Source organism: Pseudomonas sp. VI4.1 (genome assembly GCF_002029345.1).
In the GTDB taxonomy this organism is placed as follows: Bacteria; Pseudomonadota; Gammaproteobacteria; order Pseudomonadales; family Pseudomonadaceae; genus Aquipseudomonas.
In genome coordinates this window covers 36,751-63,070 of record NZ_MULM01000149.1, presented here as the reverse complement: position 1 = coordinate 63,070, position 26,320 = coordinate 36,751, and the positions used below count along the sequence as shown (strand labels likewise).

General features: G+C 53.3%; 30 protein-coding genes and 2 pseudogenes. 17 read left to right on the top strand and 15 right to left on the bottom strand.

Features of this window, described 5'->3' with window-relative positions; translation table 11 throughout:
• From BZ163_RS14425 to BZ163_RS14410, 4 genes are all read left to right on the top strand, one after another.
• Window positions 1-112 (top strand): transposase domain-containing protein (locus tag BZ163_RS14425; RefSeq protein WP_143510995.1); only part of this gene is annotated, 112 nt, incomplete at its 5' end.
• A 193-nt stretch (window positions 113-305) separates the two neighbouring features.
• Complete coding sequence (locus tag BZ163_RS14420; RefSeq protein WP_256579027.1) at window positions 306-1,493, top strand: OprD family porin; 1,188 nt, start codon at window positions 306-308, stop codon at window positions 1,491-1,493.
• A 36-nt stretch (window positions 1,494-1,529) separates the two neighbouring features.
• Complete coding sequence (locus BZ163_RS14415; RefSeq protein ID WP_128871475.1) at window positions 1,530-1,928, top strand: carboxymuconolactone decarboxylase family protein; 399 nt, start codon at window positions 1,530-1,532, stop codon at window positions 1,926-1,928.
• A complete protein-coding gene (locus BZ163_RS14410; protein ID WP_128871474.1) occupies window positions 1,925-2,773 on the top strand; it encodes a 3-hydroxybutyryl-CoA dehydrogenase in 849 nt (282 codons plus the stop codon). The genes BZ163_RS14415 and BZ163_RS14410 overlap by 4 nt, the downstream gene beginning before the upstream one ends.
• Window positions 2,774-2,933: 160 nt before the next feature.
• Here the strand turns inward: BZ163_RS14410 and BZ163_RS35645 are convergent.
• Window positions 2,934-3,059: pseudogene (locus BZ163_RS35645) on the bottom strand (transcriptional regulator); the annotation flags it as partial.
• A 662-nt stretch (window positions 3,060-3,721) separates the two neighbouring features.
• Here BZ163_RS35645 and BZ163_RS14400 point away from each other — a divergent pair.
• Both BZ163_RS14400 and BZ163_RS14395 read left to right on the top strand, forming a co-directional pair.
• Complete coding sequence (locus BZ163_RS14400; RefSeq protein WP_168187362.1) at window positions 3,722-4,660, top strand: DUF4238 domain-containing protein; 939 nt, start codon at window positions 3,722-3,724, stop codon at window positions 4,658-4,660.
• Window positions 4,661-4,904: 244 nt separating this feature from the next.
• On the top strand, window positions 4,905-5,222 hold the full coding sequence (locus tag BZ163_RS14395; RefSeq protein ID WP_128871472.1) for a hypothetical protein: 318 nt from the start codon (window positions 4,905-4,907) through the stop codon (window positions 5,220-5,222).
• A gap of 63 nt (window positions 5,223-5,285) precedes the next feature.
• Here the strand turns inward: BZ163_RS14395 and BZ163_RS14390 are convergent, their stop codons facing one another.
• The 3 genes from BZ163_RS14390 to BZ163_RS14380 all read right to left on the bottom strand — a co-directional run bounded on the left by BZ163_RS14390 (window position 5,286) and on the right by BZ163_RS14380 (window position 7,570).
• Window positions 5,286-6,326, bottom strand: coding sequence for a YiiX/YebB-like N1pC/P60 family cysteine hydrolase (locus tag BZ163_RS14390; RefSeq protein WP_128871471.1), 1,041 nt, complete (start codon window positions 6,324-6,326; stop codon window positions 5,286-5,288).
• Window positions 6,327-6,406: 80 nt separating this feature from the next.
• Window positions 6,407-7,111: a hypothetical protein gene (locus BZ163_RS14385; RefSeq protein ID WP_256579025.1), complete on the bottom strand. Its 705-nt coding sequence runs from the start codon at window positions 7,109-7,111 to the stop codon at window positions 6,407-6,409.
• Between the two features lie 90 nt (window positions 7,112-7,201).
• A complete protein-coding gene (locus BZ163_RS14380) occupies window positions 7,202-7,570 on the bottom strand; it encodes a histone-like nucleoid-structuring protein, MvaT/MvaU family (RefSeq protein ID WP_128871469.1) in 369 nt (122 codons plus the stop codon).
• Between the two features lie 84 nt (window positions 7,571-7,654).
• Here BZ163_RS14380 and BZ163_RS14375 point away from each other — a divergent pair, with 84 nt between their 5' ends.
• From BZ163_RS14375 to BZ163_RS14365, 3 genes are all read left to right on the top strand, one after another.
• Entirely contained in the window at window positions 7,655-8,662 is a 1,008-nt protein-coding gene (locus BZ163_RS14375) for a PIN domain-containing protein (RefSeq protein ID WP_128871468.1), read from the top strand.
• 363 nt (window positions 8,663-9,025) lie between these two features.
• On the top strand, window positions 9,026-9,667 hold the full coding sequence (locus BZ163_RS14370; protein ID WP_128871467.1) for a hypothetical protein: 642 nt from the start codon (window positions 9,026-9,028) through the stop codon (window positions 9,665-9,667).
• Window positions 9,668-9,793: 126 nt separating this feature from the next.
• Window positions 9,794-10,093, top strand: coding sequence for a hypothetical protein (locus tag BZ163_RS14365; RefSeq protein ID WP_128871466.1), 300 nt, complete (start codon window positions 9,794-9,796; stop codon window positions 10,091-10,093).
• 124 nt (window positions 10,094-10,217) lie between these two features.
• On the opposite strand, the gene BZ163_RS36420 is transcribed toward BZ163_RS14365, so the two are convergent.
• From BZ163_RS36420 to BZ163_RS14340, 5 genes are all read right to left on the bottom strand, one after another.
• Entirely contained in the window at window positions 10,218-10,403 is a 186-nt protein-coding gene (locus BZ163_RS36420; protein ID WP_128871465.1) for a type II toxin-antitoxin system prevent-host-death family antitoxin, read from the bottom strand.
• A 41-nt stretch (window positions 10,404-10,444) separates the two neighbouring features.
• On the bottom strand, window positions 10,445-10,801 hold the full coding sequence (locus BZ163_RS14355; protein ID WP_128871464.1) for a hypothetical protein: 357 nt from the start codon (window positions 10,799-10,801) through the stop codon (window positions 10,445-10,447).
• Between the two features lie 51 nt (window positions 10,802-10,852).
• Window positions 10,853-11,257 (bottom strand): hypothetical protein, encoded by a 405-nt coding sequence (locus BZ163_RS14350; protein ID WP_128871463.1) that lies wholly within the window; start codon window positions 11,255-11,257, stop codon window positions 10,853-10,855.
• Between the two features lie 67 nt (window positions 11,258-11,324).
• Window positions 11,325-12,053 carry a metallophosphoesterase gene (locus tag BZ163_RS14345; RefSeq protein WP_128871462.1) on the bottom strand — a complete coding sequence of 243 codons (729 nt, stop codon included), beginning with the start codon at window positions 12,051-12,053 and terminating at the stop codon, window positions 11,325-11,327.
• 23 nt (window positions 12,054-12,076) lie between these two features.
• Window positions 12,077-12,535: a hypothetical protein gene (locus tag BZ163_RS14340; protein WP_128871461.1), complete on the bottom strand. Its 459-nt coding sequence runs from the start codon at window positions 12,533-12,535 to the stop codon at window positions 12,077-12,079.
• 341 nt (window positions 12,536-12,876) lie between these two features.
• Between BZ163_RS14340 and BZ163_RS14335 the strand changes: the two genes are divergently transcribed.
• Window positions 12,877-13,350 carry a resolvase gene (locus BZ163_RS14335; RefSeq protein ID WP_128871460.1) on the top strand — a complete coding sequence of 158 codons (474 nt, stop codon included), beginning with the start codon at window positions 12,877-12,879 and terminating at the stop codon, window positions 13,348-13,350.
• A 76-nt stretch (window positions 13,351-13,426) separates the two neighbouring features.
• Here BZ163_RS14335 and BZ163_RS14330 read toward each other — a convergent pair whose 3' ends face one another.
• On the bottom strand, window positions 13,427-14,347 hold the full coding sequence (locus tag BZ163_RS14330; RefSeq protein WP_128871459.1) for a DUF808 domain-containing protein: 921 nt from the start codon (window positions 14,345-14,347) through the stop codon (window positions 13,427-13,429).
• A 520-nt stretch (window positions 14,348-14,867) separates the two neighbouring features.
• Here BZ163_RS14330 and BZ163_RS14325 point away from each other — a divergent pair.
• Both BZ163_RS14325 and BZ163_RS14320 read left to right on the top strand, forming a co-directional pair.
• Complete coding sequence (locus BZ163_RS14325) at window positions 14,868-16,784, top strand: ATP-dependent endonuclease (protein ID WP_128871458.1); 1,917 nt, start codon at window positions 14,868-14,870, stop codon at window positions 16,782-16,784.
• Window positions 16,781-18,457, top strand: a complete 1,677-nt coding sequence (locus tag BZ163_RS14320; RefSeq protein WP_128871457.1) for an ATP-dependent helicase — start codon at window positions 16,781-16,783, stop codon at window positions 18,455-18,457. Before BZ163_RS14325 ends, BZ163_RS14320 begins: the two co-directional genes overlap by 4 nt.
• Window positions 18,458-18,723: 266 nt before the next feature.
• Here the strand turns inward: BZ163_RS14320 and BZ163_RS14315 are convergent.
• Window positions 18,724-19,047 (bottom strand): annotated as a pseudogene (locus BZ163_RS14315) (calcium:proton antiporter); the annotation flags it as partial.
• Between the two features lie 249 nt (window positions 19,048-19,296).
• Between BZ163_RS14315 and BZ163_RS14310 the strand changes: the two are divergent.
• The gene (locus BZ163_RS14310) at window positions 19,297-20,250 is read left to right on the top strand and encodes an adenosine deaminase (RefSeq protein WP_128871456.1); all 954 of its coding nucleotides are present in this window, start codon (window positions 19,297-19,299) and stop codon (window positions 20,248-20,250) included.
• A 136-nt stretch (window positions 20,251-20,386) separates the two neighbouring features.
• Here BZ163_RS14310 and BZ163_RS14305 read toward each other — a convergent pair whose 3' ends face one another.
• Window positions 20,387-21,121: a helix-turn-helix transcriptional regulator gene (locus BZ163_RS14305; protein WP_128871455.1), complete on the bottom strand. Its 735-nt coding sequence runs from the start codon at window positions 21,119-21,121 to the stop codon at window positions 20,387-20,389.
• 133 nt (window positions 21,122-21,254) lie between these two features.
• Window positions 21,255-22,184: a LysR family transcriptional regulator gene (locus BZ163_RS14300; RefSeq protein ID WP_128871454.1), complete on the bottom strand. Its 930-nt coding sequence runs from the start codon at window positions 22,182-22,184 to the stop codon at window positions 21,255-21,257.
• 119 nt (window positions 22,185-22,303) lie between these two features.
• On the opposite strand from BZ163_RS14300, the gene BZ163_RS14295 reads away from it, so the two are divergent.
• The 3 genes from BZ163_RS14295 (at window position 22,304) to BZ163_RS34835 (ending at window position 24,037) form a co-directional block, all read left to right on the top strand.
• Complete coding sequence (locus BZ163_RS14295; protein WP_128871453.1) at window positions 22,304-22,597, top strand: putative quinol monooxygenase; 294 nt, start codon at window positions 22,304-22,306, stop codon at window positions 22,595-22,597.
• Between the two features lie 30 nt (window positions 22,598-22,627).
• On the top strand, window positions 22,628-23,641 hold the full coding sequence (locus tag BZ163_RS14290) for a zinc-binding alcohol dehydrogenase family protein (protein WP_128871452.1): 1,014 nt from the start codon (window positions 22,628-22,630) through the stop codon (window positions 23,639-23,641).
• Between the two features lie 225 nt (window positions 23,642-23,866).
• Window positions 23,867-24,037, top strand: a complete 171-nt coding sequence (locus tag BZ163_RS34835; RefSeq protein WP_168187361.1) for a hypothetical protein — start codon at window positions 23,867-23,869, stop codon at window positions 24,035-24,037.
• Window positions 24,038-24,045: 8 nt separating this feature from the next.
• Here the strand turns inward: BZ163_RS34835 and BZ163_RS14285 are convergent, their stop codons facing one another.
• Together BZ163_RS14285 and BZ163_RS14280 are read right to left on the bottom strand one after the other, a co-directional pair.
• The gene (locus tag BZ163_RS14285) at window positions 24,046-25,242 is read right to left on the bottom strand and encodes a multidrug effflux MFS transporter (protein WP_128871451.1); all 1,197 of its coding nucleotides are present in this window, start codon (window positions 25,240-25,242) and stop codon (window positions 24,046-24,048) included.
• A 235-nt stretch (window positions 25,243-25,477) separates the two neighbouring features.
• The gene (locus BZ163_RS14280; RefSeq protein ID WP_128871450.1) at window positions 25,478-25,675 is read right to left on the bottom strand and encodes a heavy-metal-associated domain-containing protein; all 198 of its coding nucleotides are present in this window, start codon (window positions 25,673-25,675) and stop codon (window positions 25,478-25,480) included.
• 146 nt (window positions 25,676-25,821) lie between these two features.
• Here BZ163_RS14280 and BZ163_RS14275 point away from each other — a divergent pair, with 146 nt between their 5' ends.
• Window positions 25,822-26,205 carry a hypothetical protein gene (locus BZ163_RS14275; protein WP_128871449.1) on the top strand — a complete coding sequence of 128 codons (384 nt, stop codon included), beginning with the start codon at window positions 25,822-25,824 and terminating at the stop codon, window positions 26,203-26,205.
• Window positions 26,206-26,320 lie beyond the last annotated feature (115 nt).

Here is a 26,320-nt window from a genome sequence, read left to right as displayed (position 1 = left end):
GCATGATCCGTATGCTTATCTCAAGGATGTGCTGATGCGGCTGCCGACCCAGCGCGCCAGTGAGATCGCCGGGTTGTTGCCGCATAACTGGCTGCCGTTACGCAACCTGTAATGCCCGTTCGCTTACGATTAATTAGCGCCCCCCCTGCACTCTCAATCATTCGACGCAGCATTTCCGTTGTGAGGATACCTGCGCGCAGAAAAAAGGAATAACAACAATGAATATCCTTATCCGCTCTGCACGACCCAAACTTTCCGCTGTAGCTGTACCAGGTGCTATTGGGTTGTTGTTTTCTGCAGCCTCCATGTCGGTCTTGGCCGAGGGATTTGCTGATGATGCTACCGCATCCCTCAACTTCCGAAATTTTTATCAGAACCGTAACTTTCTCGACTCTACGTACCCACAAGCAAAAGCTGAGGAGTGGACACAAAGCTTCATCCTTGATGTTCGGTCGGGTTACACCGGAGGCACAATTGGTTTTGGCGTCGACGTTTTAGGGCTGTACTCGATCAAGCTTGATGGTGGCCGTGGCACGGCAGGAACCCAGCTATTACCTGTGCATGATAACGGACGTCCAGCTGACGACTTCGGTCGGCTAGGGATCGCATTGAAAGCCAAACTTTCACAGACAGAACTGAAGGTCGGTGAATGGCAGTCAGCCTTACCCATTCTGCGATCCGACGATGGCCGATCTCTGCCCCAAACTTTTCGCGGCGCTCAGATCACCTCTAAAGAAATCGAAAACCTCAGCCTCTATACCGGTCAATTCAGAGGTAACAGTCCTCGTAACGACGCCAGCATGGATGACATGTTCATGGCCGGCAGACCTGGGGCTACCTCGGATCGATTCAACTTCGCAGGAGGCGAATACACCTTCAACAACAAATCCACCCTCGTGGGCCTCTGGTATGCGCAGCTACAGGACATCTACAAGCAGCAGTACCTCAATGTTGTGCATACCCAAGAGGTCGGGTCGTGGAAGCTCGGTGCAAATACTGGTGTGTTTCTAGGCGACGAAGACGGTTCAGCTAAATCCGGTCAGATGGATAACAAAACCTACACCGCCATGCTTTCGGCCAAGAAAGGCACAAGCACTTTTTATCTCGGGTTGCAGCAAGTTCATGGAAGTACCGGTTGGATGCGGGTCAACGGCGCAGGTGGCGGCTCCCTGGCGAACGACAGCTTTATCACTAGCTATGACAACGCCGGAGAAAAGTCCTGGCAACTGCGACATGACTACGACTTTGTCGGCTGGGGCATTCCAGGTTTGACGTTGATGAACCGGTACATTTCGGGTGACAACGTCCACATCGGCAGTACGGACAACGGCAAAGAGTGGGGACGTGAATCCGAAATCGCCTATGTCATTCAAAGCGGTGCGTTTAAGAACCTTTCGCTCAAATGGCGCAACTCGACACTACGGCGAGATTTCAGCAATTTCAGCATGGACGACAACCGAGTGATCATCAATTACCCCATCAAGTTCCTTTAACCAACCCCTCCATCTATCCCTTACAAAGGAAGCCAGATGACTGATCAAAAACTGAGCGGGATCGATATCCGAAAATCCGTAATGGGGGATGAGTTTGTCGATAAGGCCATGAACGATGCGTCCGCCTTCAGGCAACCCCTCCAAGACTTCATTAACGAGCATGCATGGGGTGGCGTGTGGACTCGGCCTGGTCTGTCTCTCCAAACCCGAAGCCTCATAACGCTTGCAGCGTTGACTGCGCTCAAAGCGCCTCAGGAGCTCGCCGGGCATGTACGAGGGGCACTTAACAACGGCTGTACTGTGGAGGAGATCCGTGAGGTTCTCCTCCACTGTGCCGTGTATGCAGGTGTTCCTGCGTCAGCAGAAGCTTTTCGAGCAGCACAAACTGTTATCGATGCGATCAGCCATATTTCAACTGAAGGTGTAATTAAATGACCATTCAAACTATTGGCGTGATCGGTGCCGGCACCATGGGCAACGGAATCGCACAAGTATCTGCTGTTGCGGGTTATCGCGTGCTCATGCTTGATATCAATGACGAAGCATTGGAGCGCGGGCTTTCTGCTCTCAAGAGGAACCTTGGACGCCAGGTGTCAAAGCAAACGCTATCGAGCGCGCAAGCAGAAGACGCAATAGCACGAGTGCAGACCTCGACTGATTACTCGCTGTTGAATGGTGCAGATATTGTTGTAGAGGCAGCCACCGAGAACCTGGACTTAAAGCTACGGATACTCAAACAGATTTCACAATACGTGCGCCCAACCTGCGTCATCGCGACTAACACATCATCGCTTTCTATCACCCAGTTAGGAGCTAGTGTAGATAAGCCGGAACGATTCATTGGCCTGCATTTCTTCAACCCTGTACCTATGATGGGACTGATAGAAATAATCCGTGGGCTGCAAACCTCTGACGCCACCCACGCCCAGATGATTGAACTGTCGGATCGCCTTGGTAAAACCGCGATTAACGCCGGAAACCGTCCTGGCTTCGTGGTAAATCGAATTTTGGTTCCAATGATCAACGAGGCAATCCTGGTTCTTCAGGAAGGGCTATCTACCGCGAAAGACATCGATGTGGGGATGCAACTCGGATGCAACCAGCCGATTGGGCCACTCGCACTAGCTGACTTGATCGGTCTCGATACGCTGCTCGCCGTCATCGAGTCGTTTCACGACGGGTTTGGCGACAGCAAATACCGTCCCGCACCCTTACTGAAAGAAATGGTGGCGGGTGGATTGTTGGGAAGAAAAACGGGGAAAGGGTTTTATCAGTATTGAACGCGTCGACGAGTGGCAAAAAGGTGGGCGCAGTGTGGGTGCGCCTACCTATTTGGGACATTCTCGCCCAACTTATAAGTGTTCAAGTGCAGCTCCGCTCCGGATAAAAACCGGGCAACAAAAAGGGCCCTCGAAGGGCTCTTTTGTACTCAAAACAAAATCACTTGCTCAGCCAGGACTCGACAGTAGCGGAGCCGTGCTCGGCTTTCCAATCCTTCAGCGTTTTGTGGTTGCCACCTTTGGTTTCGACGACGTCGCCGGTATGCAGTGTTTTGTTGACCTTCAACCACCCGTGATCACATCCGGATGCGGAATCGCGGCGTTACCAGTGACGTAGTGCACACGCGTACTCGAGACAGGACGAGGTCGAACTGGGATTGATTCATGCTGGCAACCTATCATCGCACCATGGGCAGGCAACGCGCTTTGACTCCAAACAAGGCCGCAGACAATATGGCCTTTTGGCATGGACGACCAGCATGAAGCCAACACATTTTATTGGCTTCGATGCATCAGGAATTGTCCCGATAGCTACCCAATCGAAGTAGCGGTTATCTTCGCTAGTGGTGAGTACCAAGCCCTGATCCAGCCAGCCTCATACTGGGATCATTGGAGATACGACGCGCAGGACATGCATGGCCTCAGCCGGGAACAGTTCATAAGCGAAGGCCAGTCTCCCCCAAGTCGCCAAGGCCATGAGCCGACTGTTTGACGGCAAAATCCTGTGCTCCGACAACCCAGCCGACTGCTACTAGCTGGACGTGCTGTACTAAGCTGCGGGTATTGAGCCAACTTTCGGTGTCCGCCCCCTTGAGACATTCATTGGGCGGCAGCCGGCCACCAAGGCCCTTGCTCTGCGTCCAGCCTTTCGCGACCACCGTGCCTTGGGCGATGTTAGAGCCTTAGAAGCTTGTGTAAGCCATTATCTCCAAGAAGGAAATCGCTCGATTGAAGAGTGAAGAGGTCAAGAAAAACAATCACTACGTTTGGGCACACTACCTCAGGGGTTGGGCAGAAAACGGTAGAGATGTATACCGGAAGACAAAAAAGGGCGTGGAGCTTTACAGCGTCCGTGGTGTGGCCTGCGAGCCTCACTTCTACAGGATAACTCCCCTGAATGACCAAGACGTAGAGTTTATCCAGGTTTGGCTTGACAAAGCAGATGAGCACCTTCGAGCGTTCCACTACAAGATGCTCGAAAAGATGATCTATTTGTCATGCGCCATCGAAGTGTTAGACAGAGAAGATCAAGCTCACAAACGTGAATTGCTGTTAGCGAATACCTTAGAGAACATCCACACTACGGTCGAAAACGACTTTAGGCCTATTCTCGAGTCACTCCGAAACGGCGATCTGTCAGTTCTTAAATCAGCTCAGAACAGAAATAACCTACACAGTTATATCGGTCATCAGTTTGCCCGAACAAAGTTTCTCAGGGATACATTTATCGACTCGTGGCGTCACGCAGGCGACGAGTATGTGAGGATCGCCAAGAAGACCTGGTGGTTCATGAGCCTAGTTTACGGTGTCAACGTCGGCTTTAATCTTGACCGGTTCTACTATCGAAAAAATGTGGTATGGCTCGTCAATAAAACTAAAACCCCTTTTTTAACCAGTGACCACCCTGTTATCAGTGTTCATCCCTCAGTCGTTGATACTTCCTCAGGGCCACCACCAGAACACTCTGACTTCTATTTTCCCATCTCGCCAACTATGGCATATATGGTCAATGACTCTGAAATGTACGGCAGAGGGGTCATGGAGGCGACGGAGGAATGCGTGGATCTCCTAAATCGAAACATGCTACTCCGGTGCGGTCAGACGGTCTTCGGCTCAACCGCAGCTGTAGTGCAGAACACCAAGAGACCCAAACAGAAAACAGGTTAGGCCCTCCAGGGCCCTTTTTTGCCCGAGGTTTTTTCGCAAAGTAGTCTGGAATCTTCAGGAAGAGCAGTTCATCTTAGCCACCAATGGCCTCCAGCCCCTGAAGACCACCCCACGTGGTGGCATAAGCATTGACGCTGAAGAGATTCGCGACCAGATAGTTGCAGGTCGCGAACTCTGTAAAAACTTAGTGCGGCGGGATGGTCATTGAGTGGTTTGACAACAAAATTATAAAAAGAATATTTGTATGAGTATTTCTGATAAAAAGTATCAGTCTCTTTTAGAGTCTGGCAATACTACGTTAATTCGCCAAGAGAGTGTTCGAAGGCCGGTCATGCTCGATTTACCTGACAAGCTTGATAGCGATGCCGGGGAAAATGGAGTCCGAATAAAGGAGCTTGGATGCGTAGCCCTTTCTGACAAAACCTTAGTCTTGATAATAAGGCACAATCAAATCATAGGTACTGCCATACTCAATGATGAGCAACTCGCGTTCTTGAAAGATGGTTGCTGCAAAGATTTTGATCAATACAAGATGCTGAGCAGCCAGATGGATTGCGAGTGAAAAACTAGAAGGAAAGCGCCCCTCAGGGCGACTTCCTTAAATTCGCTGGGATATTTATAAGATTTATATTAAGATACTGGCCCGATTTTGCCCATTATACTTTCTAACTAAAAAATTTGCTGACTCAACCCGCAACTTATGGCCAGACGCCAGATTTACATACAGCTCCCTTATTAGGGAAAATGTGCGCAATCCTTTTTCGCGTTCGTAATTGGTATAGCGGACTAGGTTTTGATCCCAATGCATGAAATCACCTTTTCCTCCAGCATCATTTGAGATGGTGTTCTCACAGTACCCAATGAGATCCTCTTTGTTTTCTATAATGTTATAGAAGGCGACAATTTCCGTTTCATCATACCGCCAGGGAAACCTATTTCTCTCGACCTGCCAGAACTCTAAGTAGCCGGACTCCAGGAAGATTGCTGCAAAGATATTGTCTAGTGCTGGCTCATCTAGTAGGATTTTATCTATATCATTTATCACCCTGATATTTGGCCTAATATCTCTAAGATTCTTTAGTAGGCGGGACTCTATATCACGATAAGCAACTGTTGTGTCGCCTTCTTTTTTTAAATTTTCGATATCAGCATCACTAACCGGGATAACTGCGTCAGGAATTAACTCAAGCAGTGGTGACTCTTGGATATCTGCCGGGGTACATGTATCAGGGTTTGTTGTTATGTTAATCCCAGCCTTCTCGTAAGCGCGCGCTACAAGTCTGGAGCAAAACTGCTGACCACCTCCCTTGATTTTAGGCAGGACTACTGAAGATATTGCGCCCAGAGTTGTATATGGAGATCCAGTTTCGCTGCGCACATATGCTAGAACTGCCTGCATCTCACTGTCGGAAATACCAGCCTTCAGTCTGTATGCATAAATCGCACAGCTATCATCATAGAACATTTTTTCAATATTTCTTGCATGAACTCCCTCTCCAGTCGAGTCCATTACAGAGCCATTTGCCACGCAAATCATAGCGTGAGATATATCGCTATCCGTGAAGAATCTAATGACTTTGCTTTGGAACTTGGTTGATGTTGAAAGAATTATGTCTCCCTTCTTCAACTTTGAAATATCAACCCTTATCATGCTTCCGACTTCCATTTTAGAATTTATGTTGAACTCAAGGTAGTATCAAGTTTTGTGACTCTAGACCAGCCGAGGACTTATAGCCCATTAGACTATTAGCCACGGTACGGCTTCGGCCATGTGATCTTAATGGTGCTGCCCGAAAGGACGGTGCCAGCGGTACTCATTCCAGACGTCTCTGGGGCGACTTCCTCTAATTTAACCCCGCTTTCCACGAGCGCAGACTTTAAGTCGGTGAGAAACTTCGTGAGCTCAGCGTTGGCTTTTAGAGCTTTGCTCAGATCGGTTTTGACCTTCTGATCGCCAGCCTGAATGTTCTTGAGCTGAGAGTTCAAACTCTTATTTTCATCACTCTTCTGCTCAAATAGCCCTTTAATCCTTTGAAGCTCCCGTTCGAGATTTTTAACCTTTTGGGGATCATCAACAGCTTTACTGGGTTTCTTGGTGAGCTGTTTTACTTGCGCAAGCGCATCATCACGCTCAGCGATGGTTTCATCGAGTTGCTCCTCAAGACTCACCAAAGCCCCATTCGCCTGTTTCAGCTCAGACTTCAGCGTCCTTTGCTTTTTCCTAAGCTTTTTGGTGGCATCCGAGACCATTCGCTCAACGGTTTGATCAATGCCTTCCAGCAGTGCCTTGAACTGCTTCGGGAGAAACTCGAATAGAGTTGTTCTGTTGTTATTCCCGTTTAAGCGGGTCTTGGTCACCGCGTGGAAATCACAGCCTTTAAGGATAGGAGGGAGCTCTTTCGGATTTTTTTTGAAGTAGCCTTTCGGGTAACGCGTTTCTTGATTGCTCATCATGAATCCTTCATGGGGCAAGGGGGTAATTACCTGCTCCTGACAGCAAAAGGGCCCCGCAGGGCCCTGATTGTTTGTACTCAAACAGTCTTACTTAGCCAACCAAGATTCCACGGTGTCGGATCCGTACTCAGCTTTCCAGTCTTTCAGAATTTTGTGGTTGCCGCCTTTCGTCTCGACGACTTCGCCCGAGTGCGGGTTTTTGTAGATTTTGACCTGACGCGGCTTGCGGGTGCCTGCCTTGGATTCGGTGGCAGCAGGAGCACGGCGCGAGGCTTGCGGGTCAAGAATGGCGATGATGTTGCGCAGGCTGTAGCCGTACTCACCCAACAGGTTGCGAAGCTTCTGCTCGAATTCGATTTCGCGCTTCAGACCGTCATCATTTTTCAGGGTTTCGAGCTCAGCGAGTTGAGCGGCGAGCTGCTGCTCAAGGGCACGGAATTCTGCGAGACGAGACATTTGACGCTCCTGTATGTTGATAGGCCATTATCCGGTGATGGCCAAGGCCAAGTCTAGCAATCAGCAAGCTGAAAGGGAGCTTCAATGCATCTAGTAATGCTCGACACCTGCGTCTGGCTTGATATGTCTTCACAAAAGGCCGAGCTTCCTATGCTTACCGCCCTAGAGCACCTAGTCCAGGATGACGCAATCAAGATCTTGCTGCCCGACCTGGTACGCATGGAGTATGAGCGAAACAAGGACAGGGTTATCGAAGCCACACGTAAGCGCCTCGCTAACGAGTTCCGGGTGGTGAAAGGTGTGATTGAGTCATTCGGTGGTGATGGGAAAGAAGCTGCGCTCGACACCTTGGATGACGTGAATCAAAGGCTGCCAATCCTATCTGAAGCGACTCAAGTGACGGTGAACCGTGTTCTGAAGCTGTTCGAGAACGCCATTGAATTGCAGATTTCAGATGCCTCGAAGATCAGAGCTGCAGAGCGAGCAATCGCCAAGCGTGCTCCTTTCCACAAACAGAAGAATAGCGTTGCTGATGCAGTGCTGGTTGAGGCCTTCCAGGAGTTCCGGACACAACACGCGGATGAATACGAGAGCTTCCGTTTTGTCACCCACAATGTCACCGACTTTTCTGCAAAAGATCACCGAAAACCACACGATGATTTTGCAGAAATCTTTGATGACAAAACCTCGCTGTTCTTCAACTCGACCAGCCCCGCCATCGAGGACTTATTAGACCTCGAAGAATTCCATTATGAGTACAGCTTTGCCTGGGAGGACGAGACTCGTGGTCTCCAAGAAATAATGTCAGCCATGGACGAGCTGTTCGACAAGGTCTGGTACAACCGACACATGAACATGATGTACCACATCGATGAAGGGGAAACAGAAATCGTCCCGGCAGGCACACCACGCTACGGCAATGGTGTGATCCACGAAGATGTCTTGATCAGGGCTAAGGCTGCAGCTCAACGCGTTAGAGAAAAATACGAAGATACCGGGCCTTGGAGCGATTTCGAATGGGGCATGCTTAACGGAAAGCTCTCCGCATTGCGGTGGGTATTGGGCGAGGAATGGGACATGCTCGACACCTGAGAAAATCGAGCTCCCCTTTTTACCCAAGCGTTCCTGAGAGCTTCGAGAATTCCACTCCTGTTTTGATGACGACGCGATGCTTCGAAGCCCTTTGAAGTAAAAAATTATGGCTCAGCAATAATTATGGTTGAGCCATAATTTCAAATAATCCAGTTTTGCCGCTTCCCCATCGATGGTGAAACTCGAATCACCTGCAGCACACCGTCCAAAGCTGATGGGGCTGCGTCGTGATGCGCCTCTATGGTGACAAAACAAACCTAGAGGCCAAGGCCTTGAAAAGCTCTGCAAGCATCCGCGCGTCTAGCAACGCATGGCCTGGAAGATCACATAGCTCTACCTGTATTTGTTAGGAGAGATGCTGTCGTGCAACCACCTTCTTGGCGATACGTTGGTACATCCGAATCCACACGGCTCGACGCGCTTACTCATCCGTTGCCGATCACAGAGCTAGCCGACGCCATACGATGTGAACTCAAGCTAAATTGCTTCCACCGTGAATCGCGCCAAGACGACGCGACGTTCAAGCGCGCCGTTTTCTGCGGAAGTGTAAGTCACGACATCTTTGATTGGTTCTTCAATGCTAGAACAGGGTATCGCGGTGCTTTTTTTGAATCACCGGACAATGGCGACCGGGTCAATCGCTGGCTTCTCGATCAACTTACTGCCTTTCTGTCTGACTGGGTCATAGCCCAAGAGCTCGATACTGATAGTCCATGGGTTTTGGCGTCGCTCGCCAAACCATCAGCCAAAGTGTGGCTTGCAGAGAGTCCTGGACTTTGTGATCAATGCACGGGAGAGTGGAACCCTTCCTACATTTCGGAACTTCAGATTCAGAATACGCGCTGGGAACTACCCTCTCATGTCCATTCAGTTTGGGGGCGTCAGGCGCCGCGACTTTCTAAGATTCGCATCTTCGGCGGCTTCATTGACAGCCAGCAAAACGAGTGGCTGGCATCTCACAAAACTGAACGTGCTAAACAAATCTGGAAGCACGGGTGGAGCTGACGGTTAACCGCTCTCTCGAAACAGTGATCAGCAAGGGAAGGACTACCAGTAAGCCACCCAGTAGCAAGCGATTTAGTGTGCGCATGATAGCCTCCGGCACAGACGTAACTGTTGCGAGAGTCCGCTTTGAAAACACCTACCGCGCATGCCGATTTCAACACTCTGATCAACGCCCCGAAATTTTCCGACGGCCCCGTTGGGCATCGCCAGAAAAAGCGGTGGCACCTCATCGCTGAAGACATCTTGAAAAGCACATCCAAAGAGGCGTTGCTTGAAGCAAGAGGCCGAGCCGAAGGCTACATTCATGGTCTTGTGGACGCGGGGCATTTGTCGACGAGAGATACCCACCGCGACTATCTTGTATTGAGCATCGTGCAACGGCGGCGGGAGTTTTTGCAGAAGCTGCTGAACGAATACGGTTACTAAGCCAAGGCGAGCTGTGCATCCATCTGACGGCAAAATGGGCATCACAGGATAGAGACAGATTGAAGCGCTCCGCATGGCTCGGAGCGCGCTGATTGAAACCGTAAGAGGCCATGACAAACGATTTTCAGAGGTCTGCCGGGGCACAAGAATTGAGCTTGTCCTGAATCGATTTCCACTCATCCATTGAGAGGAGCACCGCAGTCCGACCTTCACCCTCAATGAAAACCGGTTTGCGAGACGTGATCACCTGGTCGAGCAACTCGTCGAAATTAGCTATTGCCCGAGCAACTGACCATCTTTCATCTGCCATGACCCTATCTCTAAATCAGAAAGTGAATTTCTCACCATCATTTAGAAACGGTCGGCGGATTCGAGTAGTTTGAGAAAGCTCGCTCTGCCGAGGCCTCGCTTGAAGCTAGCAATGACGTAGTTACCGTCCTGAGTTTCGAGCAACCAAAACCGACCCTCTTTCCTCGCTGACTGAATTTTACCTGTGAGGAGAATGGAACCATCCAATCTGTGGTAAGCATCGTCATGCTTCGAATGGTCAAAGGACACCCCGAAGCATGTGTCATCTGCGATCATCGCGTCGCTGATAAAAGCTGTAATGGGTACGCTGTATTTTCGAAGACTTGCTCGCACCAAGCGACTCATCTGGAAATCGCTCACATCCTTACTATGAAACTTCAATTCGATTACTTCAGCCATCCGGCCAACGCTCCAAAAAATGACTCAATACGTATTTGCGGCGGTCATTGCTTAACCGGCTTTCATTGAAAAAGCGGCACCAATGCTAGCCTCTTTTCTCTGTCCTGCCCCTAGAAGGAGGTAGACCGTACTGTTGGTTTCAACCATGCAGCCTTCTGCGAAGGATTTTGCGAAGTTACTGCGTACCCACATGCCCGCCTGAAATCGATTTCGGCTATCGAAAACGACTTCATGCGCGTACAGAGTCGCGGGCAGTAGACCCAGTCCGATGAGCTTTTCCTTCTCATCTGAATTGACCGTGAGGTCGATCAAAATCCACTGCCGAACAACGCAGAATGCTTTGCCTGGGAATGACTTTGCTGCTAAATAGATCAGGTCTTCCTCAGCCCCCAACCAGCCAGCCATCTCCGCGCCTGCGCCGTAAAGTAGCTGCGAGATTTCTTCTAACGTGACCATGTAATTTTCTCGAATTCGTACACAGCGAAATTCAGTTCGCTAAGGTTCATCACTGAGAGACGGCTCATCAAATCTCGATCAGAAAATCCTGATCGAAACCGGTCTCTTCGGTCGGGTATCCGCGAGGATTTGACACTACTCGGCATCCTCCTTTAACGAAATCCGCAGCGATGTGGGTATGTCCATACACCCAAAGATCGGCCTTCCCCAGAAGCTCGGGCCAATTGTTTGCGTACGCTGCAGTAAGATGTGCAGGAAAATCCCCACTCACGTATTCCGACGTAGGAGCATGGTGCGTGACGACGACAGTTTTACCGGCGAAGGGGTTGTCCAGTTCCCCAGTAAGCCAGGCGTACGCCGCCTGTGATTTAGCGATCAAGTCATCAGGACGCAAACGTCGGAAATTTTCATCGGTTCTGATCACGGTGAAATCGTTCATCCAGTCCCAAGCGACTCGTTTCGCGGCAACGACATCTCCGGTCGACGAGTAATCTGTCCATGCAGTCGTGACCAAAAACCTAGTTTGGTTGATGATCAATACTTCGTTTTCGAGGACGTGCACGTGAGCAGCAGCCGCCTCTTTCATTTTTCGCAACGTGTGATCAATGTGGCCGCCGTAGTACTCATGATTTCCGCAAGCGTAAATCACCGGGCACTGGAATGTGTCATTTGCCCACGAGACTCCACGCAATTTGATATCAATATCACCAGCGAGAATGACTACGTCCGCGGCGCTTGGGGCGGGCTCGAATCGAGCGAATCCCAGGTGCAGATCTGAGTAGATTTGAAGCTTCATCGTCGTCACCGTGTAGTGCAGTGCTAAGCACCCTGAACCTGGGAATGAGCACTCTTCATGTCTCGGTAGATTGTTTGGATGTCGGACAGCGAACTGACATCGAGACAATCGGAAGTGCTGCTGTACACCGTTCCGCTTGCAACCGTGTGAAGTAACACGCACTCGCCTTTCTGGTCGTAACCGATGACCAGGCTGATTAGCTTCTCCATACGCTCTGAGAGGCCTCCATTGACGCAGGGTGAGGTGATGACCTGAACCTCTTCGATGAGGCAAGTTGGGCCTTCCAGCTCCAGTAGGTTGGACAATAAAGAGGCGTCCGTTGGCATAAATCTCTTGGTGAGTTGTCTGGCTCCCTCCGTGAACCGAAGGATGACGTGATACCAAGGATCCATTGATTCCCGCTCGACCATTCGCCAGGCGATTCGCCCTGGCCCCGGGAAGCCGGGTCGGCCTTCTCTATAAGCTTCATGTGAAATAAACATGCCGTATTTTCCTTTCCGTCCGGGTCAGTGATTGACCTCGAGTCGACCACTGACGATCTTTCCCATCCTGGCTTTCCATCGAGGCGTCTCCAAGGCTTGGACGCACCCGCTGGCCATCGGTATCTCTTTCAGATCCGATCAAAAAGCGTCTGGCAATACATGTGATATGTTTGGTGCTCAGGTCGCTAAAACTGCCTGATGCCCATCTCAAAAAGACTCTGAACCCATGATTGTGCGGCTTAGCTCTGATAAGGCGTCACCGCATTTTTCCTATACTACTACCAAACGTGGTTTATCGGAAGACAGGCGTTATGGCTCTATCCTCGCTTTTGAGGCAGACCATGTCGCTTAAGAATGAGATCGCCGGAGCACTCAGAGCAATCAGGACAATTCGAGGCTTTGACTACGGTGATTTGGCAGACGTCAGTGCAAAAGCAAACATAGGTAAGCTGGAGCAGGGTAAGAGCAATATCACGGTTGCGAAATTGATGGAGCTAGCAGAGGCCCTCCAATTCGATCCTATTGCTCTTTTGGCCCTCTGCGTCGCTATCCAGAAGGATGAACCTACCGACACTACTCTAGAGCGGGCACGTGCAGAGCTTGACTCATTCAAAGCAGACGGAGGAGAGGAGCTTGTCCGGAGTCAGTTTGTGGGCAAAGAGCTCAAAAAGAGACCTTCGGGTAAGCCTGGCAATACCAAGAATGCCGATGCTGTGAGAGAACTGAAGGCGTTAGGATTGAGTCAGGCGGAGGTGGCGCAGAGGCTTGGATTGGCCAGTTCCACGGTTTATCGGTACTGGCAGCAAACTACGTAGCGCATTTTCAGGTGCAAGGCTTAGGCGATAGCTAAAGAGCCTTACAGTATTTAAAAGCCATAAAAGGTCAGTGCGGCTAGCGTGCTGCTTTGGCTGAGATCGTCGAGACGATTTTAACCAGCGCAACAGCCGTCATGCCGACCAAAGCGCCAATTACACAGTGAATTCCCAGAGTCAAAACTAGCTCCCAATTTCTCGCCCCCCCTACGAGTCCATCTACGAAATGCGTGAGAGGCTCGATGCCGTCCGAAACGAACGTACCACCTACCAAAAACATCGCAATGGTGCCGATCCAGGACAGAGACTTCATCAATATGGGCGCAGCAGAGAGAAGTACTCCCCCAAGTTTTCTGACGATTACCCCCCATGTTCCTTGCGCTTGTGATTTTTCAAGAATAAGGCCTGCATCATCCATCCGCACAATAGCGGCGACAAAGCCATACACCCCAATCGTCATCACGACAGCGATGATGACCAATGTCAGGATCTGCTGCAGCAGAGATGCCTCAGCGACGATATTCAGGGTTATGACAATGATTTCAGCGCTGAGAATAAAATCGGTACGAATCGCTCCACTGACCTTTCGCTTCTCAAACGCAGCCATTTCTTCAGGGGTCTTGGGCTTCGTGGGCTTTTTTGTTCCTTTCCCATCGTTACGATCACGAGTCAGCTTTTCCTTTATGGCTTCGAATCCTTCGTAGCAGAGATATGCGCCACCGGCCATCAGCAACCAATGAACAGCTCCTGGCAGCACAGCATTCAAGATCAGAGCACAAGGGACAAGGATGGCTTTGTTCCTCATTGACCCTTTGAAGACAGCCCATACAACGGGAAGCTCACGATCAGCTTTCATCCCAATGACCTGTTCAGCATTTACAGCTAGGTCATCGCTGAGGACGCTCGCTGATTTTTTCGCAGCAACCTTACTCATGAGGGAGATGTCATCGAGCAGAGTGGCTATGTCATCCAAGAGTGCGAATAGGCTACTACTGGCCATCTAAGGCTCCTTCTGGTTGCTAATTCTACTCCCCGACCACCTCAGGCATACCAGGGCCAATGCCCTCCATACGTTCCCCGTAAGCTCAGATTTGCCATAGCGTCACGGGATACGGAAAGCACCTTTACTAGACAATTGACATACCATCCCGTTCATCCATGAGTTTGGTGGATATTCACGCCCTTGCTGCGCCACGAGTTGATTCACTTCATTCGCCGTGTCTAGAACATTTGACCCTGTAGTTCCTGCTAGATGGTGGCTAACAAGGAGGTGACTCGACCATCCGGATGCATTGACAACGACCACCATTCCGTAAGCACCCTAAGCCTCAATATCAATACAGGTTGCAACATGGCTTTGAGGACTGCACCAAACATTCGTCATTGAATGCTGGCCTACTACCATCTTTTAGATCAAAGCCCCTATGCTACGTCACCGATATCCGAACGTAGGCTGTCGGCAACGCGAACCAAGTCAGCAGACGCGGGGCGTACACATCCTGGACGATGGGCGGTAAGCAATGAAGCTGCAGAGTATTCGGCTATGTAATTTTCAGTCCTTCGACAAGGGGCCTACGGTAATCACATTCGAGGATGTCACCTACCTCATCGGCCCTAATGGCTCCGGAAAAACAGCAGTCCTGCAAGCGCTCTGCAGATTGTTTGCCTTTGATCCAAGCCTGCGCAGGATCAAGCGATCTGACTTCCATGTACCTCCTGATGAGGATTTGGTACCTGAGGAACGCAGTCTGTGGCTGGAAGCGGATTTCGAATTTCCAGAGCTTCTGGAAGATGAAGACAACTCTACCGTGGCCCCGCACTTCGCTCATATGCGATTGGATACAGCCGACGGCATCCCGCGCGTTAGATATCGATTGAGCGCAACCATGGGGATTGATGGGGATATTGAAGAGAACCTAGTGTATGTCCTTGACGTTGATAAGGACGCCAACCCACTGTCGACCGCAGTAGTCACTCGGACGCATCGCAATACCATTCAAATGCATTACCTCCCCGCCAGACGAGACCCTGCCGACCACATCACCTATGGCGCTAATGCCCTGCTCGGTCGCTTATTACGAGCCGTCAATTGGGAGGATGACCGCGAGCGGATCAAAGAACTCACTGACGAGATCAGCGAGTGCTTGTCAGGAAACCAGTCGGTAAGTGCATTCAGTGAAAGCCTTAACGCGATGTGGAAGCGGCTTCACAGGGGTACCTTTTTCACCGACCCCAAGCTCACCTTCGTTACCTCCGAGATTGAGTCTCTTCTCAGACATATGTCAGTGTCGTTCTCACCAGGACACGACGAAAACCTTGTCGACTTCTCTCGCCTCAGCGATGGACAGAAGTCGATGCTTTATCTATCGCTGGTGTTGTCCTCTCACGCCATCGGGCGGGCAGTCCTCACCGGTAAGGACGTTTCTTTCGATGCTGACAAACTGAAGCCACCGTCATTCACGCTGATCGCAGTGGAAGAGCCAGAAAACAGCCTCTCACCTCATTACCTCGGACGCATCGTGAACGCCCTCAACAGCTCCATTGGAGGAGCTGACTCTCAGGCAATCATTGCGACGCATGCCCCATCCATGCTCCGCCGCGTAGATCCCGAGAACATCCGCTATTTACGCCTGGCCGCGAGTCGTGCAACTAAGGTCACCTGCATAGCCCTACCCGACAAGGAAGATGAGGCTCATAAGTTTGTCCGAGAGGCTGTGCAGGCTTTTCCTGAAGTTTATTTCTCTAGATTGGTTGTACTGGGTGAAGGCGACAGTGAGGAAATTGTCCTTCCAAGAATACTTCAAGCGAAAGGCGCGCCTGTTGATGAGTCAGCCGTGACTATCGCTCCACTGGGGGGGCGCCACGTCAATCATTTCTGGCGGTTGCTGGCTGCATTAGAAACGCCTTATGTGACCCTATTGGATCTCGACGTCGCACGACACCAAGGTGGCTGGGGCCGCATCCGCAATGTCAACAATCAGCTATCCAAGTTTTCTCCAGATAAAATACTTCCTGATGACTGGCACATTGTTAAATGGAACGAAGAGCCTCCTATTCGAACACATCATACTTTCGAGAAAGTGAGCTTATTTCTCGAGTTGGAGAAGCGCGACGTCTTCTTCTCTGAGCCGATGGATTTAGATTTCGCGATGATCAGTGCCTATCCAGACGCGTACTCTGTTGAGCAAAGTGATCCTGACGAGACAACACTTAAGGCGGTTCTCGGGAAGAGCCACCATAACCCTGCACAGTACACCGCTGCAGAGCAGCGGTTGTTTGGCACCTACCACTCCAAGTTCAAATTAGGTAGCAAACCGGCAGCACACATCTCTGCCCTTGCAAAGCTGACTGATGAAGACCTGTTAAAGAGTCTTCCGCCATCGCTAGATCGTTTGGCCGACGCAATCATCGCGGCGCTGGAGGACATCCCAGAATGATTAGCGCGGACGTATGGAAAGTCGCCGATGGCTTGACCTTGGAAACAAACGCGCTTATTGCTGTGAGGGAACTTCGAAAATCGCTCGCGCTCACCGCAGGCCCAGGCGCTGGTAAAACGGAAGTTCTAGCGCAGCGTGCAGACTTTTTGCTTCGCACCGGAAACTGTCGATATCCCAAGCGAATACTCGCGATATCTTTCAAGGTCGATGCCAGCAAAAACCTCAAGGAGCGGATTCGTCGCAGATGCGGCCTTGACCTAGCTGCGCGCTTCGACAGCTACACGTTTCATGGCTTCGCCAAGCGCATTATTGACAGATTTAGACCGGTACTTACAGGCAAGGACTCTCTAGAGCCCAATTACTCTGTAGGCAACGAACAAATCCCAGGAAAGCAGATTAAGTTCGCGCAGCTTATACCACTCGCCACGAAAATTTTGAACGACTCAAAGACTGCGAGGAATGCGATTTGTCAGACTTATACCGATGTATTCCTCGATGAGTTTCAGGACTGCACCACTGAGCAGTACGCGCTTCTAAAGCTCGTTTTTATGAATAAGCCGATTCGTCTAACCGCAGTCGGTGACACCAAACAGAAAATCATGGGGTGGGCAGGGGCACTGGATGGCATATTCATAGAGTACGCAAAGGACTTCGGCGCTAGGCCACTAAATCTGTATCGTAACTTTCGATCTAAGCCTCGCCTGTTGCGTATGCAGAATGAAATCATCCGAACGCTTGATCCTGCCGCTGTTATGGCCGACGACCTGATAATCGGGAACGACGGCGAACTCTTCGCCCGAAACTACGACACCAGTCACAGTGAAGCAGTCGCACTAGCCACGCTCATTAAACAGTGGATAAATGTAGAGAAAATCCCCCTCCACGAAATAGCAATTCTGTTTCCAAGGCAGATTGACCTATATGGCACTCCTCTCATGGAAGAGTTAGCCGCCAAGGGCGTGCCCTATCGCAACGAGCATGAGTCTCAAGACTTGGTTAATGAGCCCGCCGCTCGCCTAATCATTGACTATTTGTCATGCCTGTATCGCGAGCGAGAGCCAACGGCGTGGATTAGTTTGATGGAGCAACTGGTATCGTTTAATGACGAAGAAGGCGAATCAGAACTTCAGAGAAGCTTCGAGCGGCTCTATGTTGCTCACCTCAAGGAGGTGAAAAAGTCTTCCCGATCTGACACTCCTTACAAAGGATGGTGGGATTTAACCATGACTTTCCTAAAGAACGTCGGCCTACCTGTGCTGGCCACCCTTTCTTCTGACTACGAAGCAAAGGCCAGATTGAACGAGGTTATCAAGAACACAAGACAGCAGATTGAAAAATTGCTCGAGCAAGAACCGGATTTGCTCAAAGCACTTGATCTGTTCTCCAACGATCAAGCAGTCCGATTTCTGACGATTCATAAAAGTAAGGGATTGGAATTCCACTCTGTAATCATGATCGGTGTAGAAACACAGACATTTTGGGCCAAAGCCCAAGAGGAGCGTTGCGGCTTCTTTGTGGGTGTCTCACGCGCCAAGGAGCGGTTGATGATCACGACATGCGACTTACGCCATCGACCGCCCTCAAACCCTCCAAGGTGGAATGAGCATCGCACTCCTCATGCAGAGTTCGTCACCTACATAACTCCATTTCTTTCCGCTCAGCCAAATGCCTAACAGGTAGCCGTGTGTCGCTGATGTTGTATGAACTCGGGGCAAGGATGCTCCCTACACAGCAAGTTATCCATAAACCTCAAGCAGAGCCGCAGACACTGGCCGAGGAAAATTTTCGGGCTTCCGGGGTATGCCATAGATCGGGGTGTGCCAGGAAGGTCAAGGCAAGAGCACTCCCAATCAAAAGCAGGCTTTAACTGCTTTAAAGACAGAAGCAAGAGCGTGTCAAAGCCTAAGGGCTTTGACACCAAAGCGGTGTCTGTCTAGAAAATCACCGCCGAATAAATCGTATCGCGCACCAGCGTCGGCGACGCTTCATTGCTCATCATGATCGCCAGGATCACCACTTCCACCAGTACCGCGGCCAGGGTCAGGATCATCGTGCCGTAGGGATCGCCGACTTTTTCGGCGAGCAGTTCGGCGTGATGGGCGACGCGCATGGAGGCGATGACAATGAAAGCGACCAGCACCAGGCCGGCGGTCAGCGCGATGGGCTGGCCGCTGTGCAACATCCAGTGCTCCAGCGGATAGGCGACGAAGGCGGCAATCAGGGCCAGCAGCAGAAACTTTTCTTGCTTGATGAGTGTGAGCATTGCGGGCCTTTTTGCCGGGTGAGGCGAAATATCAGTGGGATGAGCTACTGATTGCGGGGCGGCGCTAACGTTTCGTTACACCTTAGCGTACCCGTGGCTGGCAACCGCGCCAGTCCATGCACTTTTATTGGCCTTTCGGGCCTCTTCGCGAGCAGCCGGCGGCGCGATGAACCGCCTGGTCAGGTTTTGCCAATTGTCGCCACGGGCACCTGTAGAATGCTCGCCATCTGCACCTGATGAGAAAAGACTATGTACGACTGGCTGAACGCCCTGCCCAAGGCAGAGCTGCACCTGCACCTGGAAGGCTCGCTTGAACCCGAGCTGCTGTTCGCCCTCGCCGAGCGCAACAAGATCGCCCTGCCGTGGGGCGATGTCGAAACCCTGCGCAAGGCGTACGCCTTCAACAATCTGCAAGAATTTCTCGACCTCTATTACCAGGGCGCCGACGTGTTGCGCACTTCCCAGGATTTCTACGACCTGACCTGGGCCTATCTGTTGCGGTGCAAGGCGCAGAACGTGATTCACACCGAACCGTTCTTCGACCCACAGACCCACACCGACCGTGGCGTGCCGTTCGAAGTGGTGCTCAACGGCATCGCCAGCGCGCTCAAGGATGGCGAGCAGCAACTGGGCATCACCAGCGGCTTGATCCTGAGTTTCCTGCGCCACTTGAGTGAAGAACAAGCGGAGAAGACCCTCGACCAGGCGCTGCCGTTCCGCGATGCGTTTGTTGCCGTGGGCCTGGACAGTTCAGAAATGGGTCACCCGCCGAGCAAGTTCCAGCGCGTGTTCGATCGGGCCCGCCACGAAGGTTTCCTGACCGTCGCCCACGCCGGTGAAGAAGGTCCGCCGGAGTACATCTGGGAGGCTCTGGACCTGCTGAAGATTCAGCGCATCGACCATGGTGTACGCGCCATCGAAGACGAGCGCCTGATGCAGCGGATCATCGACGAACAGATTCCGTTGACCGTGTGCCCGTTATCGAACACCAAGCTTTGCGTGTTCGACCACATGTCCCAACACAACATTCTCGACATGCTGGAACGCGGCGTGAAAGTGACCGTGAATTCGGATGACCCGGCGTACTTCGGTGGGTATGTGACCGAGAACTTCCACGCGCTGTATACCGATCTGGGCATGACCCAGGATCAGGCCAGGCGATTGGCGCAGAACAGCCTGGATGCGCGGCTGGTCAAACCCTAACCATCACCGCAACCCCTTGTAGGAGCTGGCTTGCCAGCGAAGAGGCCATCACATTCAACATTGATGTCGCCTGACACGCCGCCTTCGCCAGCAAGCCGGCTCCTACAAAACCCCAAGCCCCTCGACGCCGCTTGCGTTACGGCACCACCTGCAGCTCGCTCTCCTTGGCAAATCGATGAATTTCCCGCTGCCCCGCAGCGGTGATTTGCACGGCTGGCGACTCATTGGACACACTCACCCAACCAGACTGCATGAACAGTTGCAGCAACGCCGCGCCCAGTGAGCCGCCCATGTGTGGACGTCTTTCGCTCCAGTCAGGACAAGCGCAGGCGGTTCTACTGGTTTTGTTCGCCAGCGCCTGGACGAACACTCCGCGTTTCGCCAGTTGCGTGGCGCCCTTGTGAGTGATCGACACCCGCTGATCGAACTGTTCGATCCAGCCCGCATTCAGCAGACGCTGGTAGAGGTCGGCGGCCAAAATACCGCCCAGATGATCGTGGCACAGCCTGGCGCGCAACAATGGCGAAGGCGCTGCCTGAGTCCTGGAGAGGGGTGCATTGCGCTTGAAAATAGCCGGGATGTCCCTTGGCGTGCTGGCAATCGTCGCACTGGCCAATGCATCGATAGCAGCAGCGACTTCGGGTCCGGCAAGCCGAAAAAACCGCTTGCGCCCGCGAATTTCGACTTTCAACAGGCCACCGGCGGACAGACGCCCCAGGTGGGCACTGGCCGAAGACGGTGACACGCCGGCCAGCAAGGCCAGCTCTTCGGATTGTCGCGCCGAGCCGTCCATCAAAGCCCACATCATTGCGCTGCGCTTTGGGTCAGCCAGCAATGTGGCGATCTGGCTGATGCAAGGTGCATGTTCCATGTATTCACTCCCTGTTGAATCGTTTCGTCTACTGCTCAATGGCATAGTATAAGCGTGTTAATCGCTGGATCCTGCCCTGCGTAACCCAAGGGTGGTGATAGTTCCTGAGGGAAATTTCGCTATTTTCCTGCGATTAATGACCTTCGCCCGAGAACGTCGGAAATCGACTACTTGAACTGGCGCAGCGGCTGACGAGCATTTCCCGCAGCAGGTTCACCGGTTTACTCAATTGCGCGCGATGGGCGCACAGCAGGTTCAGGGGGGCACGCTCACATTGCAGCTCCGGCATCAGCACCTTTAACCGACCGGCCAGCACATCGGCGGCGACATCGAGCCAGGATTTGTAGGCGATTCCGGCACCCGCGACAGCCCACAGTCGCACCACATCGGCATCATCGCTGAAGCGATCACCGCTGACCGTCAGGCTGACCTCGCGTTTGCCGTCATGAAAACTCCAGTGATCGTGGACCCGGCTGCCGAGCATGAACAGCAGGCAATTGTGTTGCGCCAATTGCTCAAGCTGTCGTGGCTCACCCTGCCGGGCAAGGTAACTCGGGGCGGCGCAAAGAACGCGGCGATTCTGCGGAGCGATTGGCAGCGCCACCAGGCTCGAGTCTTCCGGCTCGCCGTACCTGAGGGCAATGTCCACCGGTTGGCGGAACAGGTCGGCGATGCGGTCCCCCAGTAGCAGGCGCACCGTGAGTCCGGGATGCTCGCGCTGAAACTCGTCGAGCCACGGCAGCAGCAGGTTTCGACCGAAATCCGAGGGCGCCGACAGCTGCAGGATCCCACTGACCTGATCCTGACTACCGGCCAACAACCGGCGACCCTCGTCGAGATTGCTCAACGCCGCCCGGGCGTATTCGAGAAATCCCTCGCCCTCGGCCGTCAGGCGCAAGCTGCGTGTGGAACGGGCAAGCAAACGGGCGCCGAGTTGCTGTTCGATGCGCTTCAACGCCGCGCTGGCCACCGCAGCGGACATGTCCATCCCGCGCGCCGCCGCCGACAGACTGCCCAGGTCCGCTGCCCGGACAAACAATTGCAAATCATCGAAACGCAGCATTTCCAGCCTCGATTATCAAAAAAATATTGAAAGAGACTGCTCTTTTAGCGGGTTTTATCTTGCGTAGAAATAGCCAATCATCTGCCCATCGAAAACACCCCCCTCTTCCGGAGTCGAATATGTCCCAGCCGTTCACCGCCATTGCCACCCTGATCGCCAAAGCCGGCCAGCAGGGCGCCCTGGAACAGCATTTACGCGCGCTGCTGGAACCCACCCGTGCCGAGGCCGGTTGCGGTCAATACGACCTGCATCAGGACCTCGCCAATCCACTGGCCTTCTACATGATCGAACAGTGGAGCAGCGACGAGGCCCTGCAAGCCCATGACGCCAGCGCCCATATCCAGAATTTTCGGGCCAGGGCCGGCGATTTCCTCGAACACTTCGAACTCAAGCGTCTGCGCACCCTGGCCTGATCGTTCTGTTATCAATTTTCGGAGTCCTCCATGAAAGCCATTGCTTATTACGCCTCCCTGCCCATCAGCGACGAGACCTCCCTGCAGGACATCGAACTGCCGGAACCGGTTGCCGGTCCGCGCGACCTGCTGGTGGAAGTCAAAGCCATCTCGGTCAACCCGGTCGATACCAAAGTCCGCCAGAACGTCCAGCCGGAAGGTGGCATGGCAAAAGTACTGGGCTGGGACGTGGCGGGCGTGGTCAAGGCCGTCGGCAGTGAAGTGACCTTGTTCAAGGCTGGCGACAAAGTGTTTTATGCCGGATCCATCGCTCGCGCCGGCGGCAACAGTGAGCAGCATGTGGTGGATGAGCGGATCGTCGGCCATATGCCCACTTCCCTGGGTTTCGCCGAAGCCGCCGCCCTGCCGTTGACTGCCATTACGGCCTGGGAGCTGCTGTTCGAACGCTTGCAAGTGCACGAAGGCCAGACCGATGAAGGTCAAAGCCTGTTGATCGTTGGAGCGGCCGGCGGAGTCGGGTCGATCCTGACTCAACTGGCCAGCCGGCTGACCGGGCTGAAAGTCATCGGCACCGCCTCCCGTGCGCAAACCCGGAGCTGGGTCAGCGAGTTGGGTGCCGATCTGGTGATCGATCACAGTCAGCCGCTGAGCGAAGAACTCAAACGTGCCGGCATCGAGCAGGTCACCCATGTGGCCAGCCTGACCCAGACTGATCATCACCTGGATCAACTGATCGAGGCACTGGCGCCACAAGGCAAACTGGCGCTGATCGATGATCCGAAGGCCCTCGACGTGACCAAGCTCAAGCGCAAGAGCCTGTCGCTGCACTGGGAGTTCATGTACACCCGCTCACTGTTCGAGACCGCGGACATGATCGAGCAACATGAACTGCTCAATCGCGTCGCGCAGCTGATCGACGCCGGGACGCTGAAAACCACGGTAGGCGAGCATTTCGGGACGATCAACGCGGCCAACCTGCGCCGTGCCCATGCGCTGCTGGAAAGTGGTAAATCAAAGGGAAAGATTGTGCTCGAAGGGTTCTGAGGATCTAAAACCTGAAAAAGATCGCAGCCTGCGGCAGCTCCTACAGGAACCGTGAATATCCGAAATATTCGGATACACATCGACCGATGCAGGAGCGGCTGCAGGCCGCGATCTTGCGCGCTCGAACCGTCAGTCAGAGAGTTGACCGCTGTCACAATTGCGACCGTATTCGGGTCTACAATCGTGGCCACTGCAAAGCAATCTTTTACATAAAGGAGGTCAGCAATGAAGATCCTGATAAAAGAATTGGCAAAATCCCAGTGGCAGGTCCGCCTGGACCAACATGCCGTGACCTTCCGCAGCGAAGCCGAAGCTCGCGCCTTTACCCGAACCCTCGAAGCGCGCTTGCACGCGCCCCATCAATTTCCCGACCAGCAGCAGCGCGCGGCTGGCTGAGCCTGTCCTCAGGCCTGGGCTTGCGCCAGTGCCCGGGCATTTTGCATACGTCGGGTGAGCATCGCCACGCTCACCACCAGAATCCCGCACAGACTGATGACCATGGCCATCGGCACGGCGCTGCCATCGTGCAAAACACCCACCAGCGCCGCAGCGCCGGCGGCGACGCTGAACTGCAGGCAACCGAGCATCGCCGACGCACTGCCGGCCCGGGCGCCCTGCCCGCTCATGGCACAGGCCGAGGCGTTAGGCAGGATGCAACCCAGGCTGGAGATGCAGATGAACAGTGGAATCAGCAGTGGCCACAGTTGCGCGGTGTGCATCGAAGTGACGGCCAGCAGCGCCAGGCCGGCACCGAGGTAGATCCAGACCGTGCGGGTCAGCAAAAATGCCGGGCCACGCTTGGCCAGCAAGCGTGCATTGACCTGCGCCACGAGGATGAATCCCGCCGCATTGGCACCGAACAGCCAGCCGAAATGCTCGGCCGGCACGCCATAGAGTTTGATAAACACAAAGGGTGAGCCGGCAATGTAGGAAAACATTCCGGCGATGGCGATGCCACCTGTCAGGGCGTGGCCGAGAAACACCGGGTCCGCCAATAGGCGACCGTACTGACGCAGCGCCCCGGACAATGGTTGGCGTGGCACATGGGCGGGCATGCTTTCCGGCAGCCCGAGGGCGACGGCCAGCCCCACCAGCGCACTGAAAAAGGTCAACGCGAGAAAGATCGACTGCCAGCCTGTGGTATTGACCAACAGCCCACCCAGCATGGGTGCCAGAATGGGGGCCAGCCCCATCACCAGCATCAGTTGCGAAAAGACCTTCGCCGAACCCACCGCATCGCATTTATCGCTGACCACCGCGCGGGAGATCACCATCCCCGCGCAACCACCCAGGGCCTGAACGAAGCGCGCACCGATCAGCCATTCCAGGTTCGGCGCAAACGCGCAGGCCAGGGAGGCAGCAATGAACAGGCCGACACCGGCCAGCAAGGGAATGCGTCGCCCGAAGCGATCCGCCACCGGGCCATAGGCCAGTTGACCGATGGACAAGCCGAGAAAATAGGCCGCCAGGGTCATTTGAATATGCTGTTCATCGGTGCCAAACGCGAGCGCCATTGCCGGGAAGGCCGGCAAGTAGAAATCGATCGCCAACGGGCCGAAGGCGCTGAGGGCGCCAAGAATCAAAATGGTACGAAAGTTCATCAGGCATCCAGTGGGACAGGTCGGCAGCCCCACAGTCTAGCCGCGCATGGATCCCTTGAACATTCTGTTAGGTCGCTAACTAATAAAGAATCACCCTATCGAGCGCAAATACCCCGTGTAGGAGCTGGCTTGCCAGCGAAGGACTCAAGGACGCCGCGTTGATTCAGGAATACACGCGTTATCGTTGACGACCTTCGCTGGCAAGCCAGCGCCTACAGGGGGATCGCGCTTGGCCTCAGGCGACTTTCACTGGGTAGCCTTCTTCGCTAATCAACGCGATCACTTGCTCCGCCGTCAGCGCACTCTCGACCCCGACTTCTTTCGCCGCCAGATCTACCCGTACACTGGCCGCCGGATCCTTCGCTTGCAGCGCCTGAGTGATGGCTTTGACGCAGTGACCGCAGGACATGCCTTGAACGTTGAACACTTGCATGGGAGAACTCCTTTCAGTGGATTGCGAGCAGTCTGGAGCTTGCCACCATGGCAAGGTCAAGTACTGCAGCCACTACCGGACTGGCAATCATCGCCGCGCTCGGCCAAGCTGCGCCCATCAGTGATTCGACTTCAGGAGGTTCAGCCATGCGCTGGTCAGCTCTCAGCCTGTTTGGCTTCATCAGCCTGTTTGCCGCGACACCTGCGGTACACGCCGCCGGGGAGGACTATGGCGTGCTGATCATTTCCCGCGAGCGCCTGGAAATCGCGACCTCCTGCGAGATCGGCGTGTACATCCAGGACCAGTTGGCCGCGCGGCTGTTCCAGGAACAGAGCACCGCGTTCAACCTGCCGCCGGGCAATGTGTCCCTGCGCTTGAAACTCCTGCCGGGACAGGCCCCGGGGTGCAACCCGGGGATGCTGGCGCCGGGCTCACAGAACGTCACGCTCAAGGCCGGGGATGTGTTGAAGTTCCGGATTGCGATGACGCAGGAAGGGATGTACCTCAAGCCTACGGCCCTCGATTATTGAGTAGTCATTAAAAAGAGCGTCCGAACGCGGCCCGAGCCTGCGGCAGCTCCTACGGAATCGGGTTGACACGCAGTCTATGTAGGAGCTGGCTTGCCAGCGAAGGGGCCATCACCTG

Excerpts from the sequence above, each read along its gene's own strand:
- BZ163_RS14305 (WP_128871455.1), bottom strand. The coding sequence starts at position 21,121 with ATGGAACATGCACCTTGCATCAGCCAGATCGCCACATTGCTGGCTGAC.
- BZ163_RS14350 (WP_128871463.1), bottom strand. The coding sequence starts at position 11,257 with ATGGTCACGTTAGAAGAAATCTCGCAGCTACTTTACGGCGCAGGCGCG.
- BZ163_RS14295 (WP_128871453.1), top strand. The coding sequence starts at position 22,304 with ATGTCCCAGCCGTTCACCGCCATTGCCACCCTGATCGCCAAAGCCGGC.
- BZ163_RS14355 (WP_128871464.1), bottom strand. The coding sequence starts at position 10,801 with ATGGCTGAAGTAATCGAATTGAAGTTTCATAGTAAGGATGTGAGCGAT.
- BZ163_RS14280 (WP_128871450.1), bottom strand. The coding sequence starts at position 25,675 with ATGCAAGTGTTCAACGTTCAAGGCATGTCCTGCGGTCACTGCGTCAAA.
- BZ163_RS14335 (WP_128871460.1), top strand. The coding sequence starts at position 12,877 with ATGTCGCTTAAGAATGAGATCGCCGGAGCACTCAGAGCAATCAGGACA.
- BZ163_RS14390 (WP_128871471.1), bottom strand. The coding sequence starts at position 6,326 with ATGGAAGTCGGAAGCATGATAAGGGTTGATATTTCAAAGTTGAAGAAG.
- BZ163_RS14420 (WP_256579027.1), top strand. The coding sequence starts at position 306 with ATGTCGGTCTTGGCCGAGGGATTTGCTGATGATGCTACCGCATCCCTC.
- BZ163_RS14415 (WP_128871475.1), top strand. The coding sequence starts at position 1,530 with ATGACTGATCAAAAACTGAGCGGGATCGATATCCGAAAATCCGTAATG.
- BZ163_RS36420 (WP_128871465.1), bottom strand. The coding sequence starts at position 10,403 with ATGGCAGATGAAAGATGGTCAGTTGCTCGGGCAATAGCTAATTTCGAC.
- BZ163_RS14385 (WP_256579025.1), bottom strand. The coding sequence starts at position 7,111 with ATGAGCAATCAAGAAACGCGTTACCCGAAAGGCTACTTCAAAAAAAAT.
- BZ163_RS14330 (WP_128871459.1), bottom strand. The coding sequence starts at position 14,347 with ATGGCCAGTAGTAGCCTATTCGCACTCTTGGATGACATAGCCACTCTG.
- BZ163_RS14285 (WP_128871451.1), bottom strand. The coding sequence starts at position 25,242 with ATGAACTTTCGTACCATTTTGATTCTTGGCGCCCTCAGCGCCTTCGGC.
- BZ163_RS14340 (WP_128871461.1), bottom strand. The coding sequence starts at position 12,535 with ATGTTTATTTCACATGAAGCTTATAGAGAAGGCCGACCCGGCTTCCCG.
- BZ163_RS14310 (WP_128871456.1), top strand. The coding sequence starts at position 19,297 with ATGTACGACTGGCTGAACGCCCTGCCCAAGGCAGAGCTGCACCTGCAC.
- BZ163_RS14275 (WP_128871449.1), top strand. The coding sequence starts at position 25,822 with ATGCGCTGGTCAGCTCTCAGCCTGTTTGGCTTCATCAGCCTGTTTGCC.
- BZ163_RS14375 (WP_128871468.1), top strand. The coding sequence starts at position 7,655 with ATGCATCTAGTAATGCTCGACACCTGCGTCTGGCTTGATATGTCTTCA.
- BZ163_RS14300 (WP_128871454.1), bottom strand. The coding sequence starts at position 22,184 with ATGCTGCGTTTCGATGATTTGCAATTGTTTGTCCGGGCAGCGGACCTG.
- BZ163_RS14325 (WP_128871458.1), top strand. The coding sequence starts at position 14,868 with ATGAAGCTGCAGAGTATTCGGCTATGTAATTTTCAGTCCTTCGACAAG.
- BZ163_RS14380 (WP_128871469.1), bottom strand. The coding sequence starts at position 7,570 with ATGTCTCGTCTCGCAGAATTCCGTGCCCTTGAGCAGCAGCTCGCCGCT.
- BZ163_RS14410 (WP_128871474.1), top strand. The coding sequence starts at position 1,925 with ATGACCATTCAAACTATTGGCGTGATCGGTGCCGGCACCATGGGCAAC.
- BZ163_RS14345 (WP_128871462.1), bottom strand. The coding sequence starts at position 12,053 with ATGAAGCTTCAAATCTACTCAGATCTGCACCTGGGATTCGCTCGATTC.
- BZ163_RS14395 (WP_128871472.1), top strand. The coding sequence starts at position 4,905 with ATGAGTATTTCTGATAAAAAGTATCAGTCTCTTTTAGAGTCTGGCAAT.
- BZ163_RS34835 (WP_168187361.1), top strand. The coding sequence starts at position 23,867 with ATGAAGATCCTGATAAAAGAATTGGCAAAATCCCAGTGGCAGGTCCGC.
- BZ163_RS14320 (WP_128871457.1), top strand. The coding sequence starts at position 16,781 with ATGATTAGCGCGGACGTATGGAAAGTCGCCGATGGCTTGACCTTGGAA.
- BZ163_RS14290 (WP_128871452.1), top strand. The coding sequence starts at position 22,628 with ATGAAAGCCATTGCTTATTACGCCTCCCTGCCCATCAGCGACGAGACC.